21 protein-coding genes and 1 tRNA gene are annotated in these 23,790 nt (G+C 42.2%); 3 read left to right on the forward strand and 19 right to left on the reverse strand.

Features of this window, described 5'->3' with window-relative positions:
- The 9 genes from rpsI to HMPREF9965_RS07710 all read right to left on the reverse strand — a co-directional run.
- Positions 1-342: 30S ribosomal protein S9 (gene rpsI, locus HMPREF9965_RS0102460; protein WP_000075971.1), on the reverse strand; the 342-nt coding region annotated here is incomplete at its 3' end.
- A gap of 18 nt (positions 343-360) precedes the next feature.
- Positions 361-807 (reverse strand): 50S ribosomal protein L13, encoded by a 447-nt coding sequence (gene rplM, locus HMPREF9965_RS07675; protein WP_001044624.1) that lies wholly within the window; start codon positions 805-807, stop codon positions 361-363.
- Between the two features lie 210 nt (positions 808-1,017).
- Complete coding sequence (locus HMPREF9965_RS07680; RefSeq protein WP_001245397.1) at positions 1,018-2,217, reverse strand: ABC transporter permease; 1,200 nt, start codon at positions 2,215-2,217, stop codon at positions 1,018-1,020.
- Entirely contained in the window at positions 2,214-3,107 is an 894-nt protein-coding gene (locus tag HMPREF9965_RS07685) for an ABC transporter ATP-binding protein (protein WP_000895269.1), read from the reverse strand. Before HMPREF9965_RS07685 ends, HMPREF9965_RS07680 begins: the two co-directional genes overlap by 4 nt.
- Before the next feature lie 252 nt (positions 3,108-3,359).
- Positions 3,360-5,765: a phenylalanine--tRNA ligase subunit beta gene (gene pheT / locus HMPREF9965_RS07690; RefSeq protein WP_000961556.1), complete on the reverse strand. Its 2,406-nt coding sequence runs from the start codon at positions 5,763-5,765 to the stop codon at positions 3,360-3,362.
- Positions 5,766-5,893: 128 nt separating this feature from the next.
- Complete coding sequence (gene pheS, locus HMPREF9965_RS07695; RefSeq protein ID WP_000103733.1) at positions 5,894-6,940, reverse strand: phenylalanine--tRNA ligase subunit alpha; 1,047 nt, start codon at positions 6,938-6,940, stop codon at positions 5,894-5,896.
- A 271-nt stretch (positions 6,941-7,211) separates the two neighbouring features.
- Entirely contained in the window at positions 7,212-7,862 is a 651-nt protein-coding gene (locus tag HMPREF9965_RS07700; protein ID WP_042898807.1) for a phosphatase PAP2 family protein, read from the reverse strand.
- Positions 7,852-8,415 (reverse strand): ECF transporter S component, encoded by a 564-nt coding sequence (locus HMPREF9965_RS07705; protein WP_000185846.1) that lies wholly within the window; start codon positions 8,413-8,415, stop codon positions 7,852-7,854. Before HMPREF9965_RS07705 ends, HMPREF9965_RS07700 begins: the two co-directional genes overlap by 11 nt.
- 533 nt (positions 8,416-8,948) lie before the next feature.
- A complete protein-coding gene (locus HMPREF9965_RS07710) occupies positions 8,949-9,452 on the reverse strand; it encodes a tRNA (cytidine(34)-2'-O)-methyltransferase (RefSeq protein ID WP_000181363.1) in 504 nt (167 codons plus the stop codon).
- A 399-nt stretch (positions 9,453-9,851) separates the two neighbouring features.
- Here HMPREF9965_RS07710 and trkA point away from each other — a divergent pair, with 399 nt between their 5' ends.
- Positions 9,852-11,201 (forward strand): Trk system potassium transporter TrkA, encoded by a 1,350-nt coding sequence (gene trkA, locus HMPREF9965_RS07715; RefSeq protein ID WP_000706816.1) that lies wholly within the window; start codon positions 9,852-9,854, stop codon positions 11,199-11,201.
- A 3-nt stretch (positions 11,202-11,204) separates the two neighbouring features.
- Entirely contained in the window at positions 11,205-12,644 is a 1,440-nt protein-coding gene (locus HMPREF9965_RS07720; RefSeq protein ID WP_001043434.1) for a TrkH family potassium uptake protein, read from the forward strand.
- 87 nt (positions 12,645-12,731) lie between these two features.
- Here the strand turns inward: HMPREF9965_RS07720 and HMPREF9965_RS07725 are convergent, their stop codons facing one another.
- The 5 genes from HMPREF9965_RS07725 to HMPREF9965_RS07745 form a co-directional block, all read right to left on the reverse strand.
- Positions 12,732-13,661: an ATP-binding cassette domain-containing protein gene (locus tag HMPREF9965_RS07725; protein ID WP_001291315.1), complete on the reverse strand. Its 930-nt coding sequence runs from the start codon at positions 13,659-13,661 to the stop codon at positions 12,732-12,734.
- A gap of 10 nt (positions 13,662-13,671) precedes the next feature.
- Entirely contained in the window at positions 13,672-14,739 is a 1,068-nt protein-coding gene (locus HMPREF9965_RS07730) for an ABC transporter ATP-binding protein (protein ID WP_000159695.1), read from the reverse strand.
- Positions 14,740-14,747: 8 nt separating this feature from the next.
- On the reverse strand, positions 14,748-15,674 hold the full coding sequence (oppC, locus tag HMPREF9965_RS07735) for an oligopeptide ABC transporter permease OppC (RefSeq protein WP_000103939.1): 927 nt from the start codon (positions 15,672-15,674) through the stop codon (positions 14,748-14,750).
- On the reverse strand, positions 15,674-17,170 hold the full coding sequence (locus HMPREF9965_RS07740) for an ABC transporter permease (protein ID WP_000759920.1): 1,497 nt from the start codon (positions 17,168-17,170) through the stop codon (positions 15,674-15,676). The genes oppC and HMPREF9965_RS07740 overlap by 1 nt, the downstream gene beginning before the upstream one ends.
- A gap of 66 nt (positions 17,171-17,236) precedes the next feature.
- Positions 17,237-19,216 (reverse strand): peptide ABC transporter substrate-binding protein, encoded by a 1,980-nt coding sequence (locus HMPREF9965_RS07745; RefSeq protein ID WP_000749716.1) that lies wholly within the window; start codon positions 19,214-19,216, stop codon positions 17,237-17,239.
- 304 nt (positions 19,217-19,520) lie between these two features.
- On the opposite strand from HMPREF9965_RS07745, the gene HMPREF9965_RS07750 reads away from it, so the two are divergent.
- Positions 19,521-19,591 (forward strand) — tRNA-Cys (locus tag HMPREF9965_RS07750).
- 136 nt (positions 19,592-19,727) lie between these two features.
- Here the strand turns inward: HMPREF9965_RS07750 and HMPREF9965_RS07755 are convergent.
- The 5 genes from HMPREF9965_RS07755 to HMPREF9965_RS07775 form a co-directional block, all read right to left on the reverse strand.
- A complete protein-coding gene (locus tag HMPREF9965_RS07755; protein ID WP_000390005.1) occupies positions 19,728-21,059 on the reverse strand; it encodes a hemolysin family protein in 1,332 nt (443 codons plus the stop codon).
- A 140-nt stretch (positions 21,060-21,199) separates the two neighbouring features.
- Positions 21,200-22,024 (reverse strand): DNA/RNA non-specific endonuclease, encoded by an 825-nt coding sequence (locus HMPREF9965_RS07760; RefSeq protein ID WP_000359009.1) that lies wholly within the window; start codon positions 22,022-22,024, stop codon positions 21,200-21,202.
- A gap of 40 nt (positions 22,025-22,064) precedes the next feature.
- Entirely contained in the window at positions 22,065-22,259 is a 195-nt protein-coding gene (locus HMPREF9965_RS07765) for a DNA-directed RNA polymerase subunit beta (protein ID WP_000739701.1), read from the reverse strand.
- Positions 22,246-23,529, reverse strand: coding sequence for a UDP-N-acetylglucosamine 1-carboxyvinyltransferase (gene murA, locus HMPREF9965_RS07770; protein WP_000411897.1), 1,284 nt, complete (start codon positions 23,527-23,529; stop codon positions 22,246-22,248). The genes HMPREF9965_RS07765 and murA overlap by 14 nt, the downstream gene beginning before the upstream one ends.
- Positions 23,530-23,552: 23 nt before the next feature.
- Positions 23,553-23,783 carry a DUF1146 family protein gene (locus HMPREF9965_RS07775; RefSeq protein ID WP_009444432.1) on the reverse strand — a complete coding sequence of 77 codons (231 nt, stop codon included), beginning with the start codon at positions 23,781-23,783 and terminating at the stop codon, positions 23,553-23,555.
- Positions 23,784-23,790 lie beyond the last annotated feature (7 nt).

Consider the following 23,790-nt stretch of genomic DNA (forward strand, 5'->3'; position numbering starts at 1 on the left):
CTTACGTTCAACTTTACGTGAGTCACGTGTAAGAAGTCCTGCGCGTTTCAATGAGTCGCGGAAGTCTGGGTCTACTTGAAGAAGGGCACGAGCGATACCATGACGGATAGCTCCTGATTGACCAGCGTATCCACCACCTACAACGTTAACGAAAACGTCGTATGAACCTACAGTTGAAGTAACTGCAAATGGTTGGTTGATTACAAGACGAAGGTCAGCGTGTGGGATGTACTCTTCAACATCTTTTTTGTTAACAGTGATTTTACCAGTTCCTGGAACAAGGCGAACGCGTGCAACAGCGTTTTTACGACGTCCAGTACCTGCATATTGTGCTTGTGACATACTTTATTGTTCCTTTCCTTAGATAAGTCCTGAAATATCAAGAACTTCTGGTTGTTGTGCAGCGTGAGTGTGCTCAGCTCCAACGAATACTTTCAATTTCATACCTTGAGCACGGCCAAGAGTATTGTGTGGAAGCATACCTTTAACTGATTTTTCGATCAAACGTACTGCATTTTTAGAACGAAGTTCACCAGCAGAGATTTGTTTCAATCCACCTGGGTGGTTTGAGTGAGTGTAGTAGATCTTATCAGTTGCTTTTTTACCAGTCAATTTAACTTTTTCAGCATTGATAACGATTACGAAGTCACCTGTATCAGTGTGTGGTGTGAATGTTGGTTTGTTTTTTCCGCGAAGTACGCTAGCAACAACTGCTGAAAGGCGTCCAAGAGGTACATCAGTTGCGTCAACAACGTACCATTTGCGTTCTACTTGGCCTGGTTTAGCCATGAATGTAGTTTTGTTCATGATTTCTCCTATATGAATATCGTTTTTGTTTACGGGGCGGATGTTCCGGTCCGCGGGGTATTTGAAAGGTTCCGGGGCCTTACAAATGGGGTAAACAATACCGTCTACTATCATACCAAATTTTACTACTAAAAGTCAATAGATATGAAAAATATTTTTACTGATTTCGCTGTTTAACATCTAGAAAAACCTCGCTTTTGCGGGGCTCTCCTATTTGTAAGCTAAGGCACGTTTAAAGGTTTTCCAGATTCCCAAATCATCCGTTTGAAGGACTAGACTAGCATACATGCGTCCGATAAAGGCAGTTGCAGTGACTGCAAAAGCAACCGTTATAGCAAGAGAAATCCAAGCTTCTAGACCACTTGCATACCCATTTATAGCTCTAAATGGCATAAAGAAGGTCGAGATGAAAGGAATATAGGAACCAATTTTCAGAACTAAATTGTCCCCAGCAGCACCTAGAGAAGTCACACCGACAAATCCTGCTATAATCAAGATCATCAATGGCGACAAGGCCTTTCCTGAATCCTCAGGGCGAGAAACCATGGATCCTAGGAAGGCTGCCAAAACAACGTACATAAAGAGGCTAACCAAGACAAACAATAAGGTATTGAGCGAGAAGGCCTCTCCTAGATGATTTAAAATTCCAGATTGTGCCAAGATAGGGATATCTTTAAAGAGCAGAATGGCAGCCAGCCCACCCACGACGTAAATCCCAATATGGGTCAAAATCACAAGAAGCAGAGCCAGCATGCGAGCGTAGAAATAATGACTAGCTCGGATACTAGAGAAGACCACCTCCATGATTTTGGTTCCTTTCTCGCTAGCTACTTCCTGAGCAGTGACGCTAGCATAAGTAATCAAAATCATGTAAAGGAAGAAACCGAGCCCTGCGGCCGCAATGGTTTGAATAATTTTTTTATTTTCCTTGGATTCATCAGTCTTCTCAGTAAAGTCAACAGTTTGACTCAAGCGTTTTTCCTGTTCTTGAGACAAATTGGCTGCCGAACGATTGAGTTGGTATTGCAGTTCATTTAGCTTATTGGTTACAGCTAGCTTGATGCCACTTTCAAGAGAGGTTTCACCATGATAGACGGCCTTGATGACGCTGTCCTCTTGGTCGACGGTTAGGTAACCCTTGATTTTCTCATCCTTGACAGCCTGCTGAGCACTGGCCTCATCTGTATAGTCAAAGTTAATCCCATTGGTACCCTTGAGTCCTTCTGTCACAGATGGCACCGTTGTCACCACTGCCACCTTGCTATTCTTGGCCATAGAAGACCCTTGGAGATAGCCAATTCCTACAGATAAGGCTAAAAATAGGAACGGCGAAATCACCATAAAGAAGAAACTCCACGATTTGACATGCCGAAGATAGGTTTCCTTCATTACAACCCACATATTTCTCATACTTCCACCCCTGATTCTAGTTTAAAGATTTCATCGATTGTTGGAGCTTGTTGGTCAAAGGTCGCAATATATTGACCTTGAGTCAGGATTGGGAAGAGTTCCCTTCCAGCACTCTCATCATCGAGGATCAATTTCCAACTGCCTTGCTTGGTCAAGCTTACCTGTTTGACATGAGGAAGATTTTCCAGTTCTTCCTTGCTTCGTTCACTTGAAACAAAGAGACGTGTTTTCCCGTATTGATTGCGAACCTCTTGGACTGGTCCATGTAAGACCACACGCCCATCACGAATCATCAGAATATCATCGCAAAGTTCCTCGACGTTGGTCATAACATGGTCAGAAAAGATAATGATTGCACCGCGCTCTTTCTCTTTCAAGATGACCTGCTTGAGCAACTCGGTATTGACTGGATCCAAACCACTAAAAGGTTCATCCAAGATAATCAAGTCAGGCTCATGGATCAGAGTGATAATGAGCTGAATTTTCTGCTGATTTCCTTTGGAGAGGCTCTTGATCTTGTCAGTCAATTTGCCCTTCACTTCCAGTTTTTTCATCCATTGAGGGAGTTTTTCCTTGACCTCCTTAGCATCCATGCCCTTTAGAGTCGCCAAGTAGCGAACTTGCTCAAGGACTGTCAGCTTGGGCATAAGACTGCGTTCCTCAGGCAGATAGCCAATCCGAGCGTAGGTTTCCTGACGAATCTCCTGCCCATCCAGACTGATTTCTCCTTGATAGTCCAAAAATTTCAACATACTGTGGAAAATCGTTGTTTTCCCAGCACCATTTTTCCCGACCAGTCCCAAAATTCGTCCTGGACTTGCCTGAAAATCGACACCAAACAAGACTTGCTTGGAACCGAAACTTTTCTCTAGATTTCTTACTTCTAGCATTTTCCACCTCCGAAATATGTTGCACTTATTATACTCCTTTTTGATAGCCTTTACAAGGATTTATGTACATTTTTATCTGGTTCATCCTTCCTTAAAAACTAAACTCTCTAAGGATTTTGAGTACCCAAGTGATAGAACAATTATAGCCCATTAAAGTGCATACAAGAGCTTTTACTCCTCAATTGTCCATTTTTGATCCTGAATTGTCATTTTGAAAAGCAAAAAATCCACCCCGAAGGATGGATTGATGAGTTAACGTACTTCTGCATTCACTTTTTCTTTGAGTGATGCTTGGATCTTTTCCATGTAGCGTGCGACTTCTTCGTCTGTTAGGCTGTCTTCTGGATTTTGGAAGGTCAAGCTATAGGCCATTGACTTCATGCCAACTCCCAGTTTTTCGCCTGAGAAGACGTCAAAGAGTTTGATATCTGTCAAACGTTTCACGCCTGCAGCTTGAATTGCGTCTACAACTTCTTGGTGAGTAACTTCTGCCTTGAGGAGTAGGGCCACGTCACGGCTGACTGCTGGGAATTTGGTGATTTCCACAAATGGAGCAGCTGGTTGAAGGGCAGCTTCAATGACTGAAAGGTTGAGCTCCGCTACATACGTTTCTGGAATATCATAAGCCTTAGCAGTGACTGGATGGACTTGCCCAAGGAAACCAAGAACTTGGTCACCAAGTGAAATCACAGCTGTACGACCTGGGTGAAGACTAGCAATCTCAGCTGTTGCTGTATAGGTCACTTCTAGCCCCAAGCGAGTAAATAATGCTTCTAGGATTCCCTTAGCATAGAAGAAATCAACTGGAACTGCTGCTGTTTGGAAATCTTTTTCAGCCACCAAGCCTGTCAAGGCAAAGGCAAAGCTGTTGATTTCATTTGGAAGTTCTTCTTTTGGATTACCTATTTGTTCAAAGACTTTTCCAATCTCGTAAAGGGCCAAGTTTTTATTCTTACGAGCCACATTATAAGCCACCGTATCAAGGATACCTGAAATCATATTTTGACGGAGAACTGAACGGTCCACAGTCATTGGCCACATGAGTTCTGTAAGGTTACTTGGTTGAGCTGTGAACTCAACTGCTTTTTCAGGAGTTGTTAGAGCGTAGGTAATGATTTCTGTCAAACCTGCCCCTTCAGCAATCGTACGAACTTGACGGCGAAGTTTTTGTGTCGCAGTCAATTCACCAGCTGTACCATCGTCTTTTGGAAGACTAGTTGGCAAACGATCGTAACCATAGATACGAGCGATTTCTTCAAAGAGGTCAGCTTCGATGGTGATATCCCAACGACGACGTGGGACGCTGACTGTAAAGGCTTCAGCATTTCCAGAAAGACCAAATCCAAGATGGCGGAAGACATCCTCGACATCGGCATAAGTAAGATCAGTTCCAAGGACACGGTTGACGTCTGCAAGGGTTGAAGAAACTTCTACATCAGAAGTATCAAGCTCACCTGCTGAAACGATACCCTTACGCACCGTCGCACCTGCAAGTTCCGCAATCATACTTGCCGCCGCATCAAGGGCTTCATTAACGGTTGCCACATTAATGCCTTTTTCAAAACGAGAAGAAGACTCTGAACGAAGGTTGAGGCGACCGCTGGTCTTACGGATAGATTTGCCATTGAAAACAGCTGCTTCAAGAACTACACGACTAGATTTTTCAGAGATTTCTGTTGCTTGACCACCCATGACACCTGCAAGGGCTACTGGTTTGTCAGCAACAGTAATCACGAGGTCATTTGTTTCCAAATCACGTTCTTCACCGTCCAAGGTCACCAATTTTTCACCAGCACGCGCTTCACGCACACGGATGTCAGTCCCTTCAAAGGTATCCAAGTCAAAGGCATGCATAGGTTGACCAAAGTAAAGCAAGATATAGTTGGTTACGTCCACTACGTTGTTGATTGGACGGATACCTTCGTTCATAAGAAGGTTTTGCAACCATTGTGGACTTGGTGCGATAGTCACATTGTCCAAGATACGAGCTGCATAGTAGGGTGCCTTGTCTGTCTCAATACCTACAGAAAGGGCATCTGCCGCAGATTCATTTGTTTCTGTTAGAGTAAATTCTTTAAAATTGACTGCCTTGTCATAGATAGCTGCCACTTCATGAGCTACCCCACGCATAGAAAGGGCATCCGCACGGTTAGGCGTGATGGAAAGTTCGATGATTTCATCATCCAAGTCTAGGTAAGAAAAGACTTCCTCACCTGGAACAGCAGTTTCTGGTAAGATTTGGATACCATCTGCGAATTCTTTCGGAACAACTGAGTCAGAAATCCCCAATTCACCAAGTGAACAGATCATCCCAAGTGACTCCAAGCCACGGATTTTTCCTTTTTTAATCTTGTAATTATCCGCGATACGGGCTCCTGGAAGAGCCACCATGACCTTGATGCCTGCACGCACATTTGGAGCGCCACAGACGATTTGGCGGGCCTCTTCTTCACCAACATTAACCTGACAAACATGAAGATGAGTCTCTGGTACATCTTCGCATGACAAGACCTCACCGACGATAATTTTTGAGAGACCGGTAGCCGGTGATTCGACACCCTCTACCTCAATCCCTGTAGTTGACATTTTTTCAGCCAACTCTTGTGATGGCACATCAATGTCCACCAACTCTTTTAACCATTTATAAGATACTAACATAATTCTGATTGTAAGATCCCACCAAGTAAGACCTTTTCAATTCCTTTCTTTTTCTTCGAGTCAGTCGTTTCTTTTTTAGCTATATGAAATGTGAGCGACTGCATAGGACTGTGTTTCAGGTTTCAATTTTATTTAAACTGTTCTGAGAAGCGGACATCTCCTTGGTAGAATCCACGGATATCGTTAATCCCGTAGCGGAGCATAGCTACACGCTCTTGTCCAAGACCAAAGGCAAATCCAGAGTAAACAGTCGCATCGATTCCACTCATTTCAAGGACACGTGGGTGAACCATACCGGCCCCCATAATCTCAATCCAACCTGTTTTCTTACATACGTTACAGCCTTCTCCACCACACTTGAAGCAGGAAACATCCACCTCAACAGATGGCTCTGTGAATGGGAAATAAGATGGACGCAAACGAATTTGACGCTCTTCACCAAACATTTTTTGAACGATTAACTGAAGCGTTCCTTGAAGGTCTGCCATAGAGATATTTTTCCCAACAACCAAGCCTTCGATTTGATGGAATTGGTGACTGTGGGTCGCATCGTCCGTATCACGACGGAACACACGCCCTGGTGATATCATTTTCAAAGGACCTTTTGAAAAATCATGAGCATCCATAGCACGCGCCTGAACTGGAGACGTGTGAGTACGGAGCAAGATTTCTTCTGTGATGTAGAACGTGTCCTGCATATCACGGGCTGGGTGGTCTTTCGGAAGGTTCATGCGCTCAAAGTTGTAGTAGTCTTGCTCCACTTCAAAACCATCCACGACTTGGTAACCCATACCGATGAAGATATCTTCGATTTCTTCACTGGTTTGTGTCAAAACGTGACGGTGACCAGTCGCAACTGGACGACCTGGAAGTGTCACATCGATGCTCTCGCTAGCCAGTTGAGCCGCGACTTTCTTTTCTTCCAAAAGCTTAGCTGTTTCTTCAAAGGCTGCTGTCAAGACATCACGAGCTTCATTGACGTGTTTCCCGATAATTGGACGCATCTCAGCAGAGACATCTTTCATCCCTTTAAGAATCTCCGTAAGCGAACCCTTTTTCCCAAGGACAGAGACACGCAAATCTTGCATCTCTTTTTCATTTTCAGCAGTAATCTGCTTCAGGCTTGCCAGCGTTTCTTCGCGAAGCGCTTTTATTTGTTCTTCAATAGTTGACATAATTCCTCCATCAGTCGCTCGTAGATAAAAAGAAAACCACATGTCAAAAACTCCACTCGGAGCGTTGACACGCGGTACCATCCGTTTCATCTGACAAGTCAGACCTTCATTTCTAAATCCATGCGCAAGTGAATTCACTCAGCTTTCATATAGAGAGCTTGCAGTCACGGCTCTCCTCCCTGATATACTTCCCTTGAGTTACTAGTCTTGCGGATTCCTATTCAATTACTATATAGTTTATCAGATTTTTACCATTCTTGCAAGACCTATCTCACTTCTGCTTGCCTTTAAATCGCCATTGGAAGCGGAGCTTGTCATAAAAGGGAAACTCGATAAACAGGACTCCCAAGCCCACACAGAAACTGGCAAGAACATCTGATGGGTAGTGAACTCCCAGATAGACCCTAGATAGAAGCACACTGACTAGGTAGAAGCCAAGGACGATTTGCACGATTTTTCTCCAAACCGGATCTTTAATCCGTTGACTGAGAATGACAATCAGAGTGCCTACCATCAAAGTTACAGCCAGAGAATGACCACTTGGGAAGGAAAATCCCTTCTCCTCTACCAAGTGTAAGATAGCTGGTCGTGGGCGCTGGTAGATGTTTTTAAAGGTCACGATTAAAAGACCGGCTAAGGCTAGATTGCCCGCCATGAAGTAGCTTTCTATCTTCCACTGCTTACGATAAAAGATAAAGGCAGCGATGGCAACCCAGGTGATAATCACTGGGATATCAATCAAATGCGTAAGGGCACGGAACAGAACTGTCAAATAATCTGGCAAGTCCCCACGAAGGGCAGTCTGAATCGGTTGATCAAAACCGACCAGCGTTTCAGGATAGAACTTAACCATATATCCAAGAAGGACGAAAAGTAAAAGGGCAAAACTGCCCTTCATTAAAAATGTTTGTTTATCTCTCATAATGTTTTAAGGTTGATTTCAAGAGGACGTATAACAACCAGAATGAAACGGCAAAGATTACACCTTCAATCAAGTTAAAAGGTAATACCATGGTCATTAGGTAGTTGGAAAGTCCCAAAATTTTTCCAATATCAAAGTTAGCAAACCGCGCGTACAAAGGAACAGCATAGACATAGTTGAGAACCAACATCGCAGCAGTCAATCCTATAGTTCCCACTAGAGATGCTAGTAGGAAACGAAGGGTGCTACGTTCCTTTTTCCAAATTAAACCAAAAGCGATAACAAAAACTCCCAAGGCTACGATATTCATTGGCAAGCCAATGTAGGTATTCACTCCCTGGCTATTCAGAAGCAACTTCAAGAGTGATCGAAGCAAGAGAATCCCTAGAGCAGCAGGCAAATCCATCACCACCAAGCCCACAAGGACTGGCAAGATACTAAACTCGATCTTGAGGAAGGTCGCCGCTGGCAATAGCGGAAAGTCAAAGTACATCAGCACAAATGAAATGGCTGATAAAATCGCAATGGTCGAAAGTCGACGTGTGTTTGTCATAACAGGTTCCTCCAATTTTCTATAAAATCAGAAGAAGTTGGAAAGGATCCCTCTATCTATTCTCACTTTTTATATCCCAAAAGTTCCCCCTCACTCTATTGAGCAAGCGGTTGCAATTTATCTATAAACTCATCAGAACAGACAAAGCTATTCTTTCGTCTTCTCCCATCCAGACTATACTGTCGGTTGTGGAATCGCACCACATCAGCTTGCGCTCGCGGACTTCTTTAAGGGAAAGGAAATAGAGATTTTTCTTTTAAACTAGGCGACAAGCTGTAGGCATAACTTCCAGTTAGGCAAAGCTTGTCAACAAAGTTTTAAAGGAAAAAGTTTTTCCTAATGATACTCAATGAAAATCAAAGAACAAACTAGGAAGCTAGCCACGGGCTGTACTTGGGTACGGCAAGGCGAAGCTGACGTAGTTTGAATTGGATTTTCGAAGAGTATTAAAGTCACCGCCGGTCGGGAATCACACCCAGCCCTGAAGACCCTTTAATCTTAACAAAAAACGCTTGCAAGTGCAAGCATTTTGATTATTTCAATTTATCTGCTTCATAGGTGTGAACGAGTTCCAAACCTGCGAAATTCTGCTGACGAAGCGCTTCGTAGACGATCATGCAGACCGTATTGGAAACATTGAGACTGCGGACATGTTCATCATTCATAGGAATACGGAGAGCCTTCTCAGGATGTTCTCTCATAAAGTCCTCAGGTAAGCCCTTGTCTTCACGTCCGAATAGAAAATAATGGTCTTCGTCAGTCGATAAATCTGCCTCAGAGTATACCTTCTCAGCAAATTTCGAAATCAGATAGAGTTTTCCCTTCATCTGAGACATGAAATCTTCTAAACTGTCGTAAAAATGAATCTCTAACTTATCCCAATAATCCAAACCTGCCCGCTTCATTTTGCGGTCATCAATAGGAAAGCCCATCGGTTTGATGATGTGGAGGGGAGAATTGGTCGCAGCGCAAGTACGCGCAATGTTACCTGTATTTTGTGGAATCTGGGGTTCAAATAATACAATGTGATTTGTCATGACGGGCTTCCTTTTATCATTGCAAAAAAATAGCCACACTGCCCGGAGTCAAGCTCAGCAAACAGCGTGGTTAAGGCATCGTTAACTTACCTCACAACAGGTTTGAAGTAAATCAGCGAAACTACTTTCTTAGTATAACACTTTCAGAATCAATGTCAATAGAAACGACTTGATTTTTTACTTTTTTTATTATATTTTCATACTCAGACATTCACTTTCAAAATAGCCTTATCAAGAGAGTAAAATCACTTCAAATCAGAGACATTGTCATAGAAGTTAAGCAAGTTTATCTTCAAAAACTTGGAAAAGACCTTTCTTCCTTCAAAAATTGGCTTGGCAAGTGCATTTTTTGCTAAAAAAGGGTATGATAGTTACATCATGAAAAAGTAGGTTTTTTATATGAAAATTGTCCTTGTTGGTGGAGGGAAAGTCGGTTTTGCCCTCTGTCGTTCACTAGTAGCGGAAAACCATGACGTTGTCCTCATCGAGCAAAATGAAGCTGTACTTAACCATATTGTCAGTCGCTTTGATATCATGGGCCTCCTTGGAAATGGTGCTGACTTTGCCATCTTGGAGCAAGCCGGCGTCCAAGAGTGTGATATCTTTATCGCTCTAACTGAATACGATGAAGTGAATATGATTTCAGCGGTACTTGCCAAAAAAATGGGCGCTAAAGAAACCATCGTTCGAGTGCGAAATCCTGAATACTCTAATGCCTATTTTAAAGAGAAAAATATTCTTGGATTTTCACTTATCGTTAATCCAGAACTCCTAGCAGCCCGTGCCATCTCAAATATCATCGATTTCCCTAACGCCCTCTCAGTTGAGCGTTTTGCTGGAGGTCGGGTCAGCCTGATGGAGTTTGTTATCAAAGATTCTAGCGGTCTTTGTCAAATGCCAATCTCAGACTTCCGTAAAAAATTTGGCAATATCATTGTCTGTGCTATGGAAAGAGACCATCAACTCATGATTCCAAGTGGTGATGTTACCATCCAGGACAAGGATCGGATTTTTGTTACGGGAAATCGTGTAGATATGATGCTTTTCCACAACTATTTCAAATCGCGTGCAGTGAAAAGTTTGCTTATCGTTGGAGCTGGAAAAATTGCTTATTATCTACTTGGCATTTTAAAAGACAGTCGCATTGATATCAAGGTTATCGAAATTAATCCTGAAAGAGCTCGTTTCTTTAGTGAAAAATTCCCTAATCTCTATATTGTTCAGGGAGATGGAACTGCAAAAGACATATTACTAGAAGAAAGTGCTCCTAGCTATGATGCAGTCGCAACCTTAACTGGGGTTGATGAGGAAAACATCATCACCTCTATGTTTCTTGACCGTGTTGGTGTCCAGAAAAACATCACCAAGGTCAACCGGACCAGCCTCCTAGAAATTATCCATGCGCCTGATTTTTCAAGCATCATCACACCCAAAATCATCGCAGTGGATACCATTATGCACTTTATCCGTGGTCGGGTAAACGCCCAATACTCAGACCTTCAAGCTATGCACCATCTTGCAAATGGTCAAATTGAAACCCTACAATTCCATATCAAGGAAGCTAATAAAATGACTGCCAAACCCCTTTCACAGTTAAAATTGAAGAAAGAGGTTCTCATCGCAGCCATTATCCGAAAAGGAAAAACAATCTTCCCGACTGGAGAGGATATGCTTGAGGTAGGAGACCAGTTACTGATAATCACCCTGCTGCCAAACATCACCAAGATTTATGATTTGATTGAGAGGTAAAAAATGAATAAAAGTATGATTCGTTACCTCCTCTCAAAACTTCTCTTGATTGAGGCGGTTCTCCTCCTAGTGCCCGTTAGCGTAGCAACCTATTATCAAGAATCCAGTCAAGTATTTATCGCTCTCTTTTCTACGATTGGAATTTTAGTCCTTCTCGGTGGGCTGGGAGTCTTACGAAAACCAAAAAATCAACGAATTTATGCCAAGGAAGGGGTCTTAATCGTTGCCCTCTGTTGGATTCTCTGGTCTTTCTTTGGTGGCTTACCCTTTGTCTTTTCAGGACAAATCCCCAGCATCATCGATGCCTTCTTTGAAATCAGTTCTGGTTTTACAACGACTGGTGCTACTATCCTAACAGATGTTTCCGTTCTCAGTCGTTCCCTCCTCTTCTGGCGAAGTTTCACCCACTTGATTGGAGGAATGGGGGTGCTTGTTTTCGCACTTGCCATTATGGACAATGCCAAGAATAGCCACTTGGAGGTGATGAAGGCTGAGGTCCCTGGACCTGTCTTTGGCAAGGTCGTATCCAAGCTAAAAAACACTGCCCAGATTCTCTATCTGCTTTATCTAGCTCTCTTCTCTCTCTTTGTGATTATCTACTACCTAGCAGGTATGCCTCTCTATGATAGTTTTGTCATCGCTATGGGAACAGCTGGTACAGGAGGATTCACCGTCTATAACGACGGAATTGCCCACTATGGTAGCTCACTCATCACCTATCTAGTTAGTATCGGAGTTCTGCTTTTCGGGGTCAATTTTAACCTCTATTACTTTCTCATGCTCCGTCGGGTTAAGGCCTTCTTTGGAGATGAGGAACTGCGGGCTTATGTCATTATTGTCCTCGTGTCTACAGGTTTGATTACTCTCAATACCCTCCACCTTTACCAAGGTGTGTCTAAGAGTTTTGAGATGGCTCTCTTCCAAGTGTCCAATATCATCACGACAACTGGATTTGGTTACGGAGATATCACCAACTGGCCTCTCTTCTCCCAGTTTATCCTCCTCTTCCTCATGGGAATCGGTGGCTCAGCTGGTTCAACTGCTGGTGGTCTCAAAATTATCCGTGGACTCATCCTCACAAAAATTGCCAAAAATCAGATTTTATCTATTTTATCCCCTCACCGTGTCTTGACTCTGCATGTCAATAAAACCGTGATTGATAAGGATACCCAGCACAAGATTCTTAAATATTTTGCCATCTACGTGATGATTATACTCTCTCTCATCTTTATCGTCAGTCTTGATAGCAATGATTTTCTAGTCGTGACCAGTGCTGTCTTCAGCTGTTTTAACAATATCGGACCTATCCTAGGTACAACCTCTAGTTTTGCCATCTTTAGTCCCATCTCTAAAATCCTGCTTTCATTTGCAATGATTGCGGGTCGCTTAGAGATTTACCCAATTTTGCTACTCTTTATGAAACGTACCTGGTCTAAACGTTAATTACAATACAATCCCCTTTTACAAGTAAGTAGAAGGGGAATTTTTCTATTAAAAATGAGAAGACCTTTCGGTCCTCTCCTAATCTGTTTATTTTTTTAGAGCTTCTTTGTATCGAGCAACTTCCGCTTGGTTAGCCCAAACATAGTGACCTGGACGAATTTCTACCATAGATGGCTTATCTGTCTCATAGTCATGTTGGTCAGGATCGTAAACTTTCAAGACCTTCTTGCGTTCCAAGATTGGATCTGGAATCGGTACAGCAGATAGAAGTGCTTGAGTGTATGGGTGGACAGGATTGTTAAACAACTCCTCTGTCTCCGCCACTTCGACGATAACTCCCTTATAGATAACCGCGATACGATCTGAGATAAAGCGAACAACTGACAAGTCATGCGCGATAAAGAGATAAGTCAAGCCCAACTCTTTTTGGAACTTCTTGAGCAAGTTCAAAACTTGCGCACGTACAGATACGTCCAAGGCAGAGATTGGCTCATCCGCAATAACGAAATCAGGCTCCATCACAAGGGCACGGGCAATCCCGATACGCTGACGTTGCCCACCAGAAAACTCGTGCGGGTAACGGGTCAAGTGTTCTTTCAAAAGTCCAACTTCATGGATCATCTTTTGAACTTTTTCTTTTCGATCTTCTTCATCTTTAAACAAGTGGTAGTTGTAAAGACCTTCCGAGATGATATAGTCAACTGTCGCACGCTCATTCAAGCTGGCTGCAGGGTCTTGGAAAATCATCTGGATACGGCGAATCAAGTCTGCTGATTCCTTATGAGATTTTTTCCCATTGATTTTCTGGCCATCAAAGATAATCTCACCTTTACTAGTGTTATTTAAACCAATAATGGCACGACCAATCGTTGTTTTCCCACTACCAGACTCACCAACAAGAGAGAAAGTTTCTCCCTTGTTGATAAAGAAGTTGGCGTTTTTAACCGCCACAAACTTCTTACTTCCTTCACCGAAGGAAATTTCTAAATCTTTAATTTCTACTAATTTTTCAGACATTTCCTTCCTCCTAGTCTTCTAGATGAGCAAAGCCCATTTTATCACGAATTTTGTCATGCAAATCTGCAATGACCCCGGGTTTTTCAACTTTAGGAGCATTCTCATGAAGCAACCAAGTCTTAGCCCAGTGAGTATCAGTGACTGAAAACTGAGGTGCTTTCTGTTCAAAGTCAATTTGCATCGCATAATCTGAACGAAGGGCAAAGGCATCACCTTTCAACTCAGTATAAAGAGACGGTGGTGTTCCTGGGATAGAGTACAATTCCCCTTTATCATCAGCAAGCTGAGGCAAGCTAGACAAGAGACTCCAAGTGTATGGATGACGTGGATCGTAGAAGACTTCCTCAACAGTACCGTATTCTACAATTTCCCCAGCATACATAACTGCTACCTTATCCGCAATACTTGCTACCACACCAAGGTCATGGGTAATAAAGATAATGGTAAAATGGTACTCATTTTGCAAGGTTTTAAGCAAATCAATGATTTGCGCTTGAATGGTTACATCAAGAGCCGTTGTTGGCTCGTCACAGATCAAAATATCTGGGCGACAAGCAAGGGCAATCGCAATAACGATACGTTGGCGCATTCCTCCAGAATATTGGAAAGGATACTCGTCAAAACGTTTTTCAGCGTCTGGAATCCCGACCTTGTTCATATAGTCGATTGCCATCTCTTTGGCTTCCTTAGCTGTTTTTCCTTGGTGTTTAACGATAACTTCTGTGATTTGGCTACCGATTGTATTGATTGGGTCCAAACTTGTCATAGGATCTTGGAAGATGGTCGCAATTTTAGCACCACGAATCTTCTCCCATTCTTTGTTAGAAGTCAAGGCGGTCAAGTCTTGTCCTCGATAATCGATACTTCCTTTGGCAATACGTCCATTATCTTCTAACATCCCTGTAAAGGTTTTTGTTAATACAGATTTACCAGAACCTGACTCTCCTACCAAGGCAAGAACTTCCCCTTCAATCAGGTCCAGAGAAACTCCTCGGATAGCTGTCAGAACTTTGTCACGAACGTCAAATTCCACGACAATATCACGAGCAGTCAAAATTACATTATTTTCTTTTGTCATGTCTACTCCTATCTATGTGTACGTGGATCACTAGCATCCGCTAGGTTTTGACCAACAACGAAAAGAGATAGGGATACCAAGATCAAGGTTGTCAATGGAATCCAGAACAAGTAAGCGTTGGTCGTAACGTTTTGTGAGTAATCTGAGATCAAACGTCCCAAACTTGGCACTGTTACAGGCAATCCCAGTCCAAAGAAGGATAGGAAGGCTTCATAAGAAATAAAGGCTGGAAGCATTTGAGTCATTGTTGTAACGATAACAGATACCAATTGTGGCATGATATTTTTAACAATGATTTTAAAAGTTGGTGTTCCAAGTGTTTGAGAAGCAAGGTTGTATTCCAAGTCACGGTAACGCATGATTTGGATACGAATCATATAAGCAATCCCAATCCAAGTTGTGACACTCATGGCAAAAATCAAATTCCAGAAACCTGCTCCGATTGAGTAAGTCAAAACAATAACAATCAAAAGTGAAGGAATATTATTGATAACGTTGTAGACTTCCATCATGACACGGTCAACAGATTTTGAAATTCCCCAAATTCCACCAACAATAACCCCAATTACAAGGTTGATAAAAGTGGCAATTACAGAGATGAGGATAGAGTTACGCGCACCAAACCAAACCCCATCAAACAAGGATTTACCATTACTATCTGTACCAAACCAATGTTCGGCATTGGGCTTGATAAAACGAGCGCTAAAGTCATTGACCTTACTTACATCGTTGAAGTCAAAATCTGAGAACATTGGATAAATAAAGCTCATCAAGATAATGGCTACCAAAATTCCTAACATAAGGACTGTTGATTTTTTCTTTAGAAACTGTCTAAATACAGAACCCCAGTAAGAATAGGCAGGAGCATCAATTGTTTCAGAGGCAAAATCGTCACGTTTTACGAACTGAAATTTTTCTTTTCCGATTGTTGACATTATTTGCCTCCTTTCTCTGTCAATTTAATACGTGGGTCAATAATTGTCATCCAAATATCACCAATAAAGTATGAGAAGATTGACAAACATGTGAAAATGAAGACAAGACCAACCACCATGTTATTATTTGATGCTTTTACAGAGTCAATTAACATTTTACCCATACCTGGGAAGGCGAAAACTGTTTCTGTCAGAGTTGCTCCGCCAATAACACCAAGGATCGAACCCGGAATCCCTGAAACCAAAGGAACCATGGCATTTTTAAAGATGTGTTTGTTTGAAATTTCTTTTTCAGACAGTCCTTTTGCACGAGCAAATCGAACGAAATCTTGAGATTGCAAGTCAATCATATAACGACGAATCCAAATAGCAAGACCAGGGGCACCAAGCAAGCCAAGAATAACTGCTGGCAAAACATAGGATCGCCAATCTCCAGCACCCAAGATAGGGAATGAATCCGGGAAGCCAATTGATGAACCAATCAAACGAACAATATACACTAAGGCAATCGTTGGAAGAGCAAGCAAGAAAGTCAAAGTCCCTGTAGAGAAACTATCAATCCAAGTATTCTTGTGGCGAGCCATAGCAGATCCAAGAGGAATTGCGATAGCATAAGAAATAATCAAACCGATCAAACCAGCAACAGCCGAGCTTGCAATCATTGATGGATATTGATAATTGCTTTCTGTAGCTGTATATGGATCGTCTTTACCATAGTTAGCTACCTCACGCGCATCTGCTTGACTTGGTGACTTGTAGGTACGAGAGTAAATATCTACAGAGGAAGTCTTTTTACCCGTAGGGAATTGAACTTCTGATGTCTTGGTTTGTCCCTGACCCTGTGTGATAACTTGAAGCACTGGTGTGTTTGCATAAGTTGGGTAAGAGTCGCCCAAGTTAATGTTCACAAAGTTTTGGTGTACAAATGGGAATTGATTGTTGAAATACAAAAGGTATTTATGCTTTGTACCTGAACCAACCAATGACCAACCGATAGCAGGGTCATTTTCAAAACGAAGATAGCGTTCCAAGTTTGGATTTTCAGGGTCTTGAATCTTGTTTGTATGATCAATGTCGAGCAAGTTCGAGTAGAATTTGAAAACACGTTCAAAAATCGGAATTTCACGCGTAGCATAGAATTGACCACTTTCTGAGAATACACCGAGTGTCCAACCATTCCCTAGTTGGTTGATGTATTTTTCGTAGATTGCCTTATTAGTATCATTGGCATCAACTGTTACAGATGAGTCCATTGTGCTCGCTTTTTCTTGCAACTCCTTGGTATCGTAGTACTCGATATAGCCCATCCGCTCATAAACAGTATTTTCATAATTATCCCGTTTATCCGGAGTCGTTGCAATTTTGTTATAGTTGGTATCCTGCTTGAAAATCAGTTTTCGAGGAACCATCGTATAGATAATCGTGTAGGTCAAGGTTGTCACCAAGAAGATAGACACCAATGAACGCAATACACGCATAAAAATATATTTCTTCATATCGTTTCCTTTTAAAATCCCAAAAGAACCTTCTCCTCATGGAGAGAAAGTTCTCTTGAGAGTTATTTATTTAACGTGATTAGCCAATTCTTTTTGAACTTTTTCGTTTGATTCTTTTTTCTCTTTGAGCCATTTTTCACGAGCTTGTTCATAGTCAACTTTTGTTACAACCTTGTCTTGTAACTGAATATACTTGAAGTATACATCTGAGCCCTTATCTCCAGATTGGCTGTATGATGCTGTGAATGGTACAACACGAGAAATGAATGGTGCAGCACCAGTTGATGACATAGCTGGCAAGATGAGTGAGCTATCTGTCAACCAAGCTTGAGCTGCTGCATATTTTTCATAACGAACATTCAAGTCGCTTGTTTCTTTAGCAGCTTCATCAACTAGCTTATCGTATTCTTTCAAACCAACTTGAGCTGCTGCAGCATTATCTGCACCTTCGTAACCCATGTATGTTTTTGTTTGTTCAGTATTCGTTGTTTTCAAGATATCAAGGTAAGTTGATGGATCTTCATAGTCAGGGTTCCATCCAACGGCACCTGAGAGATCCCAGTCTTCTGCTGCTGCATTCGCCGCATAGTAGGTAATATTATTAAACTCATCTTTAGAAACTTGTTGGATATCGATGACTACATTGCCTTCTCCAAGCACTGTTTCAACGGATTGTTTGAAGGATTGAATACGTGCGATATAGTTTTTAGCTGTTTGGTCTACTGGAACATCCAAATGGATAGGGAATTTTACACCTTCTGCTTCCAATGCTGTTTTGGCTTTGGCAAATTCAGCTTTGGCTTTATCGGCGTTGAAGAGTCCATCTTGACCATCCGCAAAGTTTACATTCTTCCACTCATCACCGTAAGCAGCCATCTTTTCAGTTACCAAGTCACCGAAAGTTTTTTCACCTGCAGAGACAAAGGCAGGTTTTACAAAGAGGTTACGAACTGCAAGAGGAGCACCTTCTTTACCATTTACTTGAGCTGAGTAAGACGTACGGTCAAAGGCAAAGTTCAAGGCTTGACGGAAGTCCTTGTTAAGAAGGGCTTTCTTAGTAGAAGTCTTCTCTTCATCAGTTGTCTTAGAAGTGTATTTGTAACCTTGGCGGTCAATATTCACACCCAAACCACCAATACCAGGTCCTGATGGAGTGTAGAAGATATTTTCCTTGTAGGTTTCTTCTACTTTAGAGTAGTTTGAACTTGTTGGGTAAAGACGAGCATAGCTATAGGCTCCACTTGTAAAGTTACGTTCAATTGACTCTTGGTCTGAACCATCATAGTAAGCAAGTGTTACTTTGTCGAGATGAACATTGTCTTTATCCCAGTACTGCTCATTCTTAGCGAATTCGATAGAAGACTTAGCAGTCAAACCTTTCAGCAAGAATGGTCCATTGTAAAGCAAGGATGTAGGGTCAGTCGCTTTAGCAAAGTCAGATCCTTTTGATTTTTCAAATTCTTCGTTCAATGGCCAGAAGATTGCGTAGGCCATCTTAGAGTTCCAGTATGGTTCTGGCTGGTTCAAAGTATACTCAAGAGTATAATCATCAACTGCTTTCACACCTACTGAAGAAAAGTCTTTATTGTTTCCAGCTTTATAGTCAGCTAGACCTTTAACTGAATCTTCTGCTAGATAAAGTGCTTCAGACTTGTTATCAGCTGCGTGTTTCAAGCCATTTACGAAGTCTTTCGCTTTCACTTCAGCATACTCTTCGCCATCTGATGTCATCCATTTGACACCTTTACGAATCTTGTAGGTATAAGTCAACCCATCTTTTGAGACTGACCAGTCTTCTGCAACTGCAGGAGTCAAATTCCCATATTTATCATTTGTAAAGAGACCATCGATACCATTTGAAGTGGCAATTTTGGTACTTTGTTTCCCTGAAATGAGGTAATCCAATGTTTCTGGGTCAGCTGAATAAACATAACCATAGGATTTTGGAGCTGTTGAATCAGATGATTTTGAAGAACCACAAGCAGCGAGAACGCCAGTTGCCAGCAAAGCAATCCCTGCTGTAACAAATACTCTACTTTTTTTCATGTATGTAACTCCTCTTAAAAAATTTAGGCTTATTGCCAATTATACCATAGATTTCTCAAAAAGTAAACGAATTTTCAGAATATTTAGGCGTGTAACCACAAAAAACTTTCATTTATCAAATTTTTCTATTCTTTGTTTGCTATCTATAGAATCAAAAGGGAAGTTAAGGCTCTATAAAGCCTGATTTTCAGATTTTCTCTCCCCATTTTTCCATCCAATCAGAAAGGGCAATCTTCTAAATTGGATTTTCGATTAAGAAACTATTGACGTAGAATCATTTTCAAGGTATAATATTAAACGTTGAGGCGGTATAGCCAAGTGGTAAGGCACGGCTCTGCAAAAGCTTGATCGTCGGTTCAAATCCGTCTACCGCCTTTCAGTACCTGAAATAACAGGAATTAACCGAATGAAAAGCCCGTAAATCGGGCTTTTTTGTTATTCCTAATAAATGGTGATAAGTGTACCTACCTACCATCTAGATTTACAAAAAGCAGTGACTCAAGTCACTGCTTTATTCTGTTTCTTCTTCAGGTTCTAGTTCTGTGATTTGAACTTTTACCTTAGTAACGCGCCCATTTTTCACCTTATCATTGGTCAGGACAATCTGCTTGTTTTGGCTGACCAATTCATAACTAATTTTCTCAGTTGTTGGAATCGTACCAACACCCGTCAAATAATAACCGGCGATAGTATCCACATCATCGCTTTCTAGTTCAACGCCAAAGTAGTCGTTGAAGTCGTTAAGATTCATGGTTCCCTGTGCAATATAGGTATCTTCACCGATTTGATGGACTTCGATTTCTGCCCTGTCCGTTTCATCATCAATTTCGCCGACGATTTCCTCTAGGAGGTCTTCCAGAGTTACCAAACCAGCCATACCACCGTATTCGTCTAGTAAGATAGCCATTTGATTTTGGGTATTTCGAAGCTCTTTAAGGAGGTCATCCACAAAGATGGTCTCAGGCACAAATAGTGGCGTTTGGAGGATTCGCTTCCAGACAATATTTTCAAAACCATCCGCATAGGCAGCGTTTAGCAAACGCTTGGTATGGATCAAACCGATCACATTGTCCTTATCCCCATCATAAACAGGGATACGTGAGAAATTTTGCTTCAAAATACTTTCGATAATCGCCTTGCTGTCATCCTGAATATCCACCATGAAGGCGTCGGTTCGGGGCACCATCAGCTCACGAGCCATTAGTTCATCTAGAGAAAAAATTCCCTGTAGCATTTCAATCTCATCTGCATCCAGTGTTTCTTCACTATTGGTGAGCATGTACTCTATTTCATCACGTGTCATCTTTTCATCAGCATCATCAAAGGTCATTGGCGTCACACGACTCAACAAATTAGTTGAAGCAGATAACAGCCAGACAAAGGGACTGACAATTTTTCCCAAACCAATAATAATTGGTGCTGTTCGAATCGCCAAAGCATCTTTCAAATTGAGGGCAATCCGCTTAGGATAGAGCTCACCAAAAACAATGGAAATGTAGGTCAAGAATGCCAAAGAGAGGAAACTTGCAATAGCGTAAGCTGTTTCTCCGTTCCCCATCCAAGAGGCAATTACTTGTCCAAGTGTATCTGCCAATTTTGCCCCTGACAAGATCGTGATCAAGGTGATACCGACTTGAATCGTTGATAAAAAGTGATTAGGATTTTCAAGTACCTTTAGCAAACGGATATAACGTTTATCTCCTTCTTCTGCTTTTTGCTCTACTCGGGCACGATTTAGTGACACCATAGCCATTTCTGTAGCTGAGAAAAAGGCATTTAAAAAGGTCAATACAACTAAAAGTACAAATTGCAGTAACAAATCCTGACTGCTCGGGTCTTCCATGGTCTTTCTCCTAAAATAGTATCTTGCGTTCCATTATATCATAAATCTGCGTGGGAATCACATTATTTTCTAATTTGCACGATCGCTCCCTTATCGTATGATAAACAAAGGAGCGATTTTTGTTCTTTTGTAGATTGTTTCTAGTTTGTCACTGTGACTTGACCTGTTCGGTAATCAAGCTGGATGCCCTTTTGAACATTTGGAATCAGGACGTTGAATTCCAATTCTCCATCCGAAGACTTGGCTTCAATTTGTGAAGCGGATGGAACCAAATCCTCATTCGTAGCATAGTGGAGAGTTACCCGATAACGGACTCTCTTATTCTGGTCCAAGGCTTTCCTAACCAAACTCTCATAGTAGTTCTGCCCTGTCGAATCCTCAGCCTGTGCTTGGTTTGCCCAAGCTGTCTGGACTGCAATGTTCTTGGAATTGCTGGTAGAGGCATCAAAACCATCCAAACCACCTATCAAGGCATAGCCCAGCAGGTGTCCTCTATCAACTGCATGTGTATAGGTCCCCTTTAGATTCTTGACCTGATGCCACCCTGGTGGAGTCCAAGAGGTGGATCCATTTCCAGTCTCTTCCCGATTCTTATATTGCCGAGTCGCTTTAGATAAGATGGCATTGGCAACAGTTGGAACTGTTTCTTTTCCCACTGTCTTTGTTTTATTATCCGCATAGGGTTTGCTGGAAACCTTGGCATCTAGATTAGTTTTATTGCCATTGACAACAAAGGCACCTGCTCCATTCCACTCGAGCCCCCCCTTGATTTGGTTTTTGAGTGAATCAGTTAAGACACTTTCAGCTAGCTCCTGACTGGGAGCTTCTGAAGCTTGTTTTTTCTGACTAACCTGGGTTCTAGGGGTGTTTGGCGCTGTCTGCATCTGCTTGATATAGTAGCTTCCAGTAGCCAAGAGTAAGAATAGAAGTAATCCTATCAGAGCTTGTCTTGTTTTTTTGTCCATTTTTCTCCTTATTTCTTTAGAAAAAGACTGGTCTCCCAGTCTAATTTCCTGTAAATTTGCTAATCAATTCCTGCCACTTTGCTGGAGACAAAATCGCCCATGGATCCTGTCCCTTTCCTAGGATACCATAGCCAACCATTAAGCCGATTCCTAAAGCCAGAAATCCAAGCAGTAGGACGATAAAAATCAACAGTAAACGACGGAGTACATAGCGTAAGTTTTTATTCTTCTTCATCATTCGCCTCGATTCGCTGAATCTTCGCTCCTAGCTGAGCCAATTTCTCATGGAAACGGTAGTAACCCCTATCAAGGTGGACTAACTTACCAACAACTGTTTCTCCCTGCGCCACCAGACCTGCCAAAATCAAGGCAGCACTAGCGCGAAGATCCGTTGAAAGAACTTCAGCCCCCTGTAAAGCTTGTCCCCCAACAATACGAGCTGTGTCACGGATAATCTCTGAATGCAAGCCCATACGGCGCATTTCCTCTAAGTGTTGGAAGCGATTCTCAAACACCGTTTCCACCATGGTGGATTCCCCTTTTGCGACTGTCATCAGAGCTGTGAATTGCGCCTGCATATCTGTTGGGAATCCTGGATGTGGTAAGGTTTTTACATGAACAGCCTTGAGATTTTCAAGTTGAGAACGAACACGAATACCTTCTGACTTCTCTGTCACTTCAACACCCATCTCAAGTAGTTTTGAAATCAAGGGACGATTATGCTCCCAGACTGCATCACGAACGAGAACATCCCCACCTGTCATGGCTGCGGCTACCATAAAGGTTCCAGCTTCAATACGGTCCTGTACTACAGTATGAGTCGTACCATGGAGGTTCTCGACACCAGTCACTGTGATTGTTTCGGTACCAGCTCCCTTGACCTTGGCTCCCATTTCATTAAGGAAGATAGCGAGATCAACAATTTCTGGCTCACGCGCAGCATTTTCAATCACTGTCACACCATCAGCTAGAGTTGCTGCCATCATCAGATTTTGTGTTGCGCCGACACTAGGAAAGTCCATGTAGATATGAGCGCCGTGCAGGCGTTCCGCCTTGGCTTCAATGTAACCAGCTGTCTGGCTGATCTTAGCCCCCATAGCTTCCAAACCCTTGAGGTGGAGATCAATCGGACGACTCCCAATAGTGCATCCACCTGGCATGGATACCTTGGCATGGCCTACACGAGCAAGGATTGGTCCCAAGACCACGATGGATGCACGCATCTTGCTAACATACTTATACGGAGCTTCCTCCGTGATGTCACCCGTCGCATCGACTTCGACAACATGAGCTTCCTCATCAAAATCAACCTTGGCGTTCAGACCACGAACCACTTGATTCATGGTGAAAACATCTGACAAGATAGGGACGTTCTGCAAGACTGTCTTACCCTTGCTTGCTAGAATAGTCGCTGCCAACAAGGGTAAGACGGCATTCTTTGCTCCCTCGATGGCCACACTCCCGACCAGACGATTATCTCCGCCTTGAACCACAATTTTTTCCATAGTTGTTTCCTTTACTTTTGATTTTATAATAGTCCTCTAAGTGCTTCTTGCCACAGTTGGTACAAACTGATAAAGAATGAACTCAAGATATAGCCCATCACAATACTAAAGAAGCCTACCAACAAACGAACTTTTTTTGTGTTAGTAGCGGTCACTTTTAAAACCTTTTCCCATCTCACAAGATCCTTTAAAAGGTAAAAACTCAAATAGATAAAGAGCATATGACTACTTAGAGTGAATAATAATTGAACCATTTGACTA

Origin of the sequence: Streptococcus mitis bv. 2 str. SK95, from assembly GCF_000222705.1 — a bacterium.
Classification (GTDB): Bacteria; Bacillota; Bacilli; order Lactobacillales; family Streptococcaceae; genus Streptococcus; species Streptococcus mitis_AY.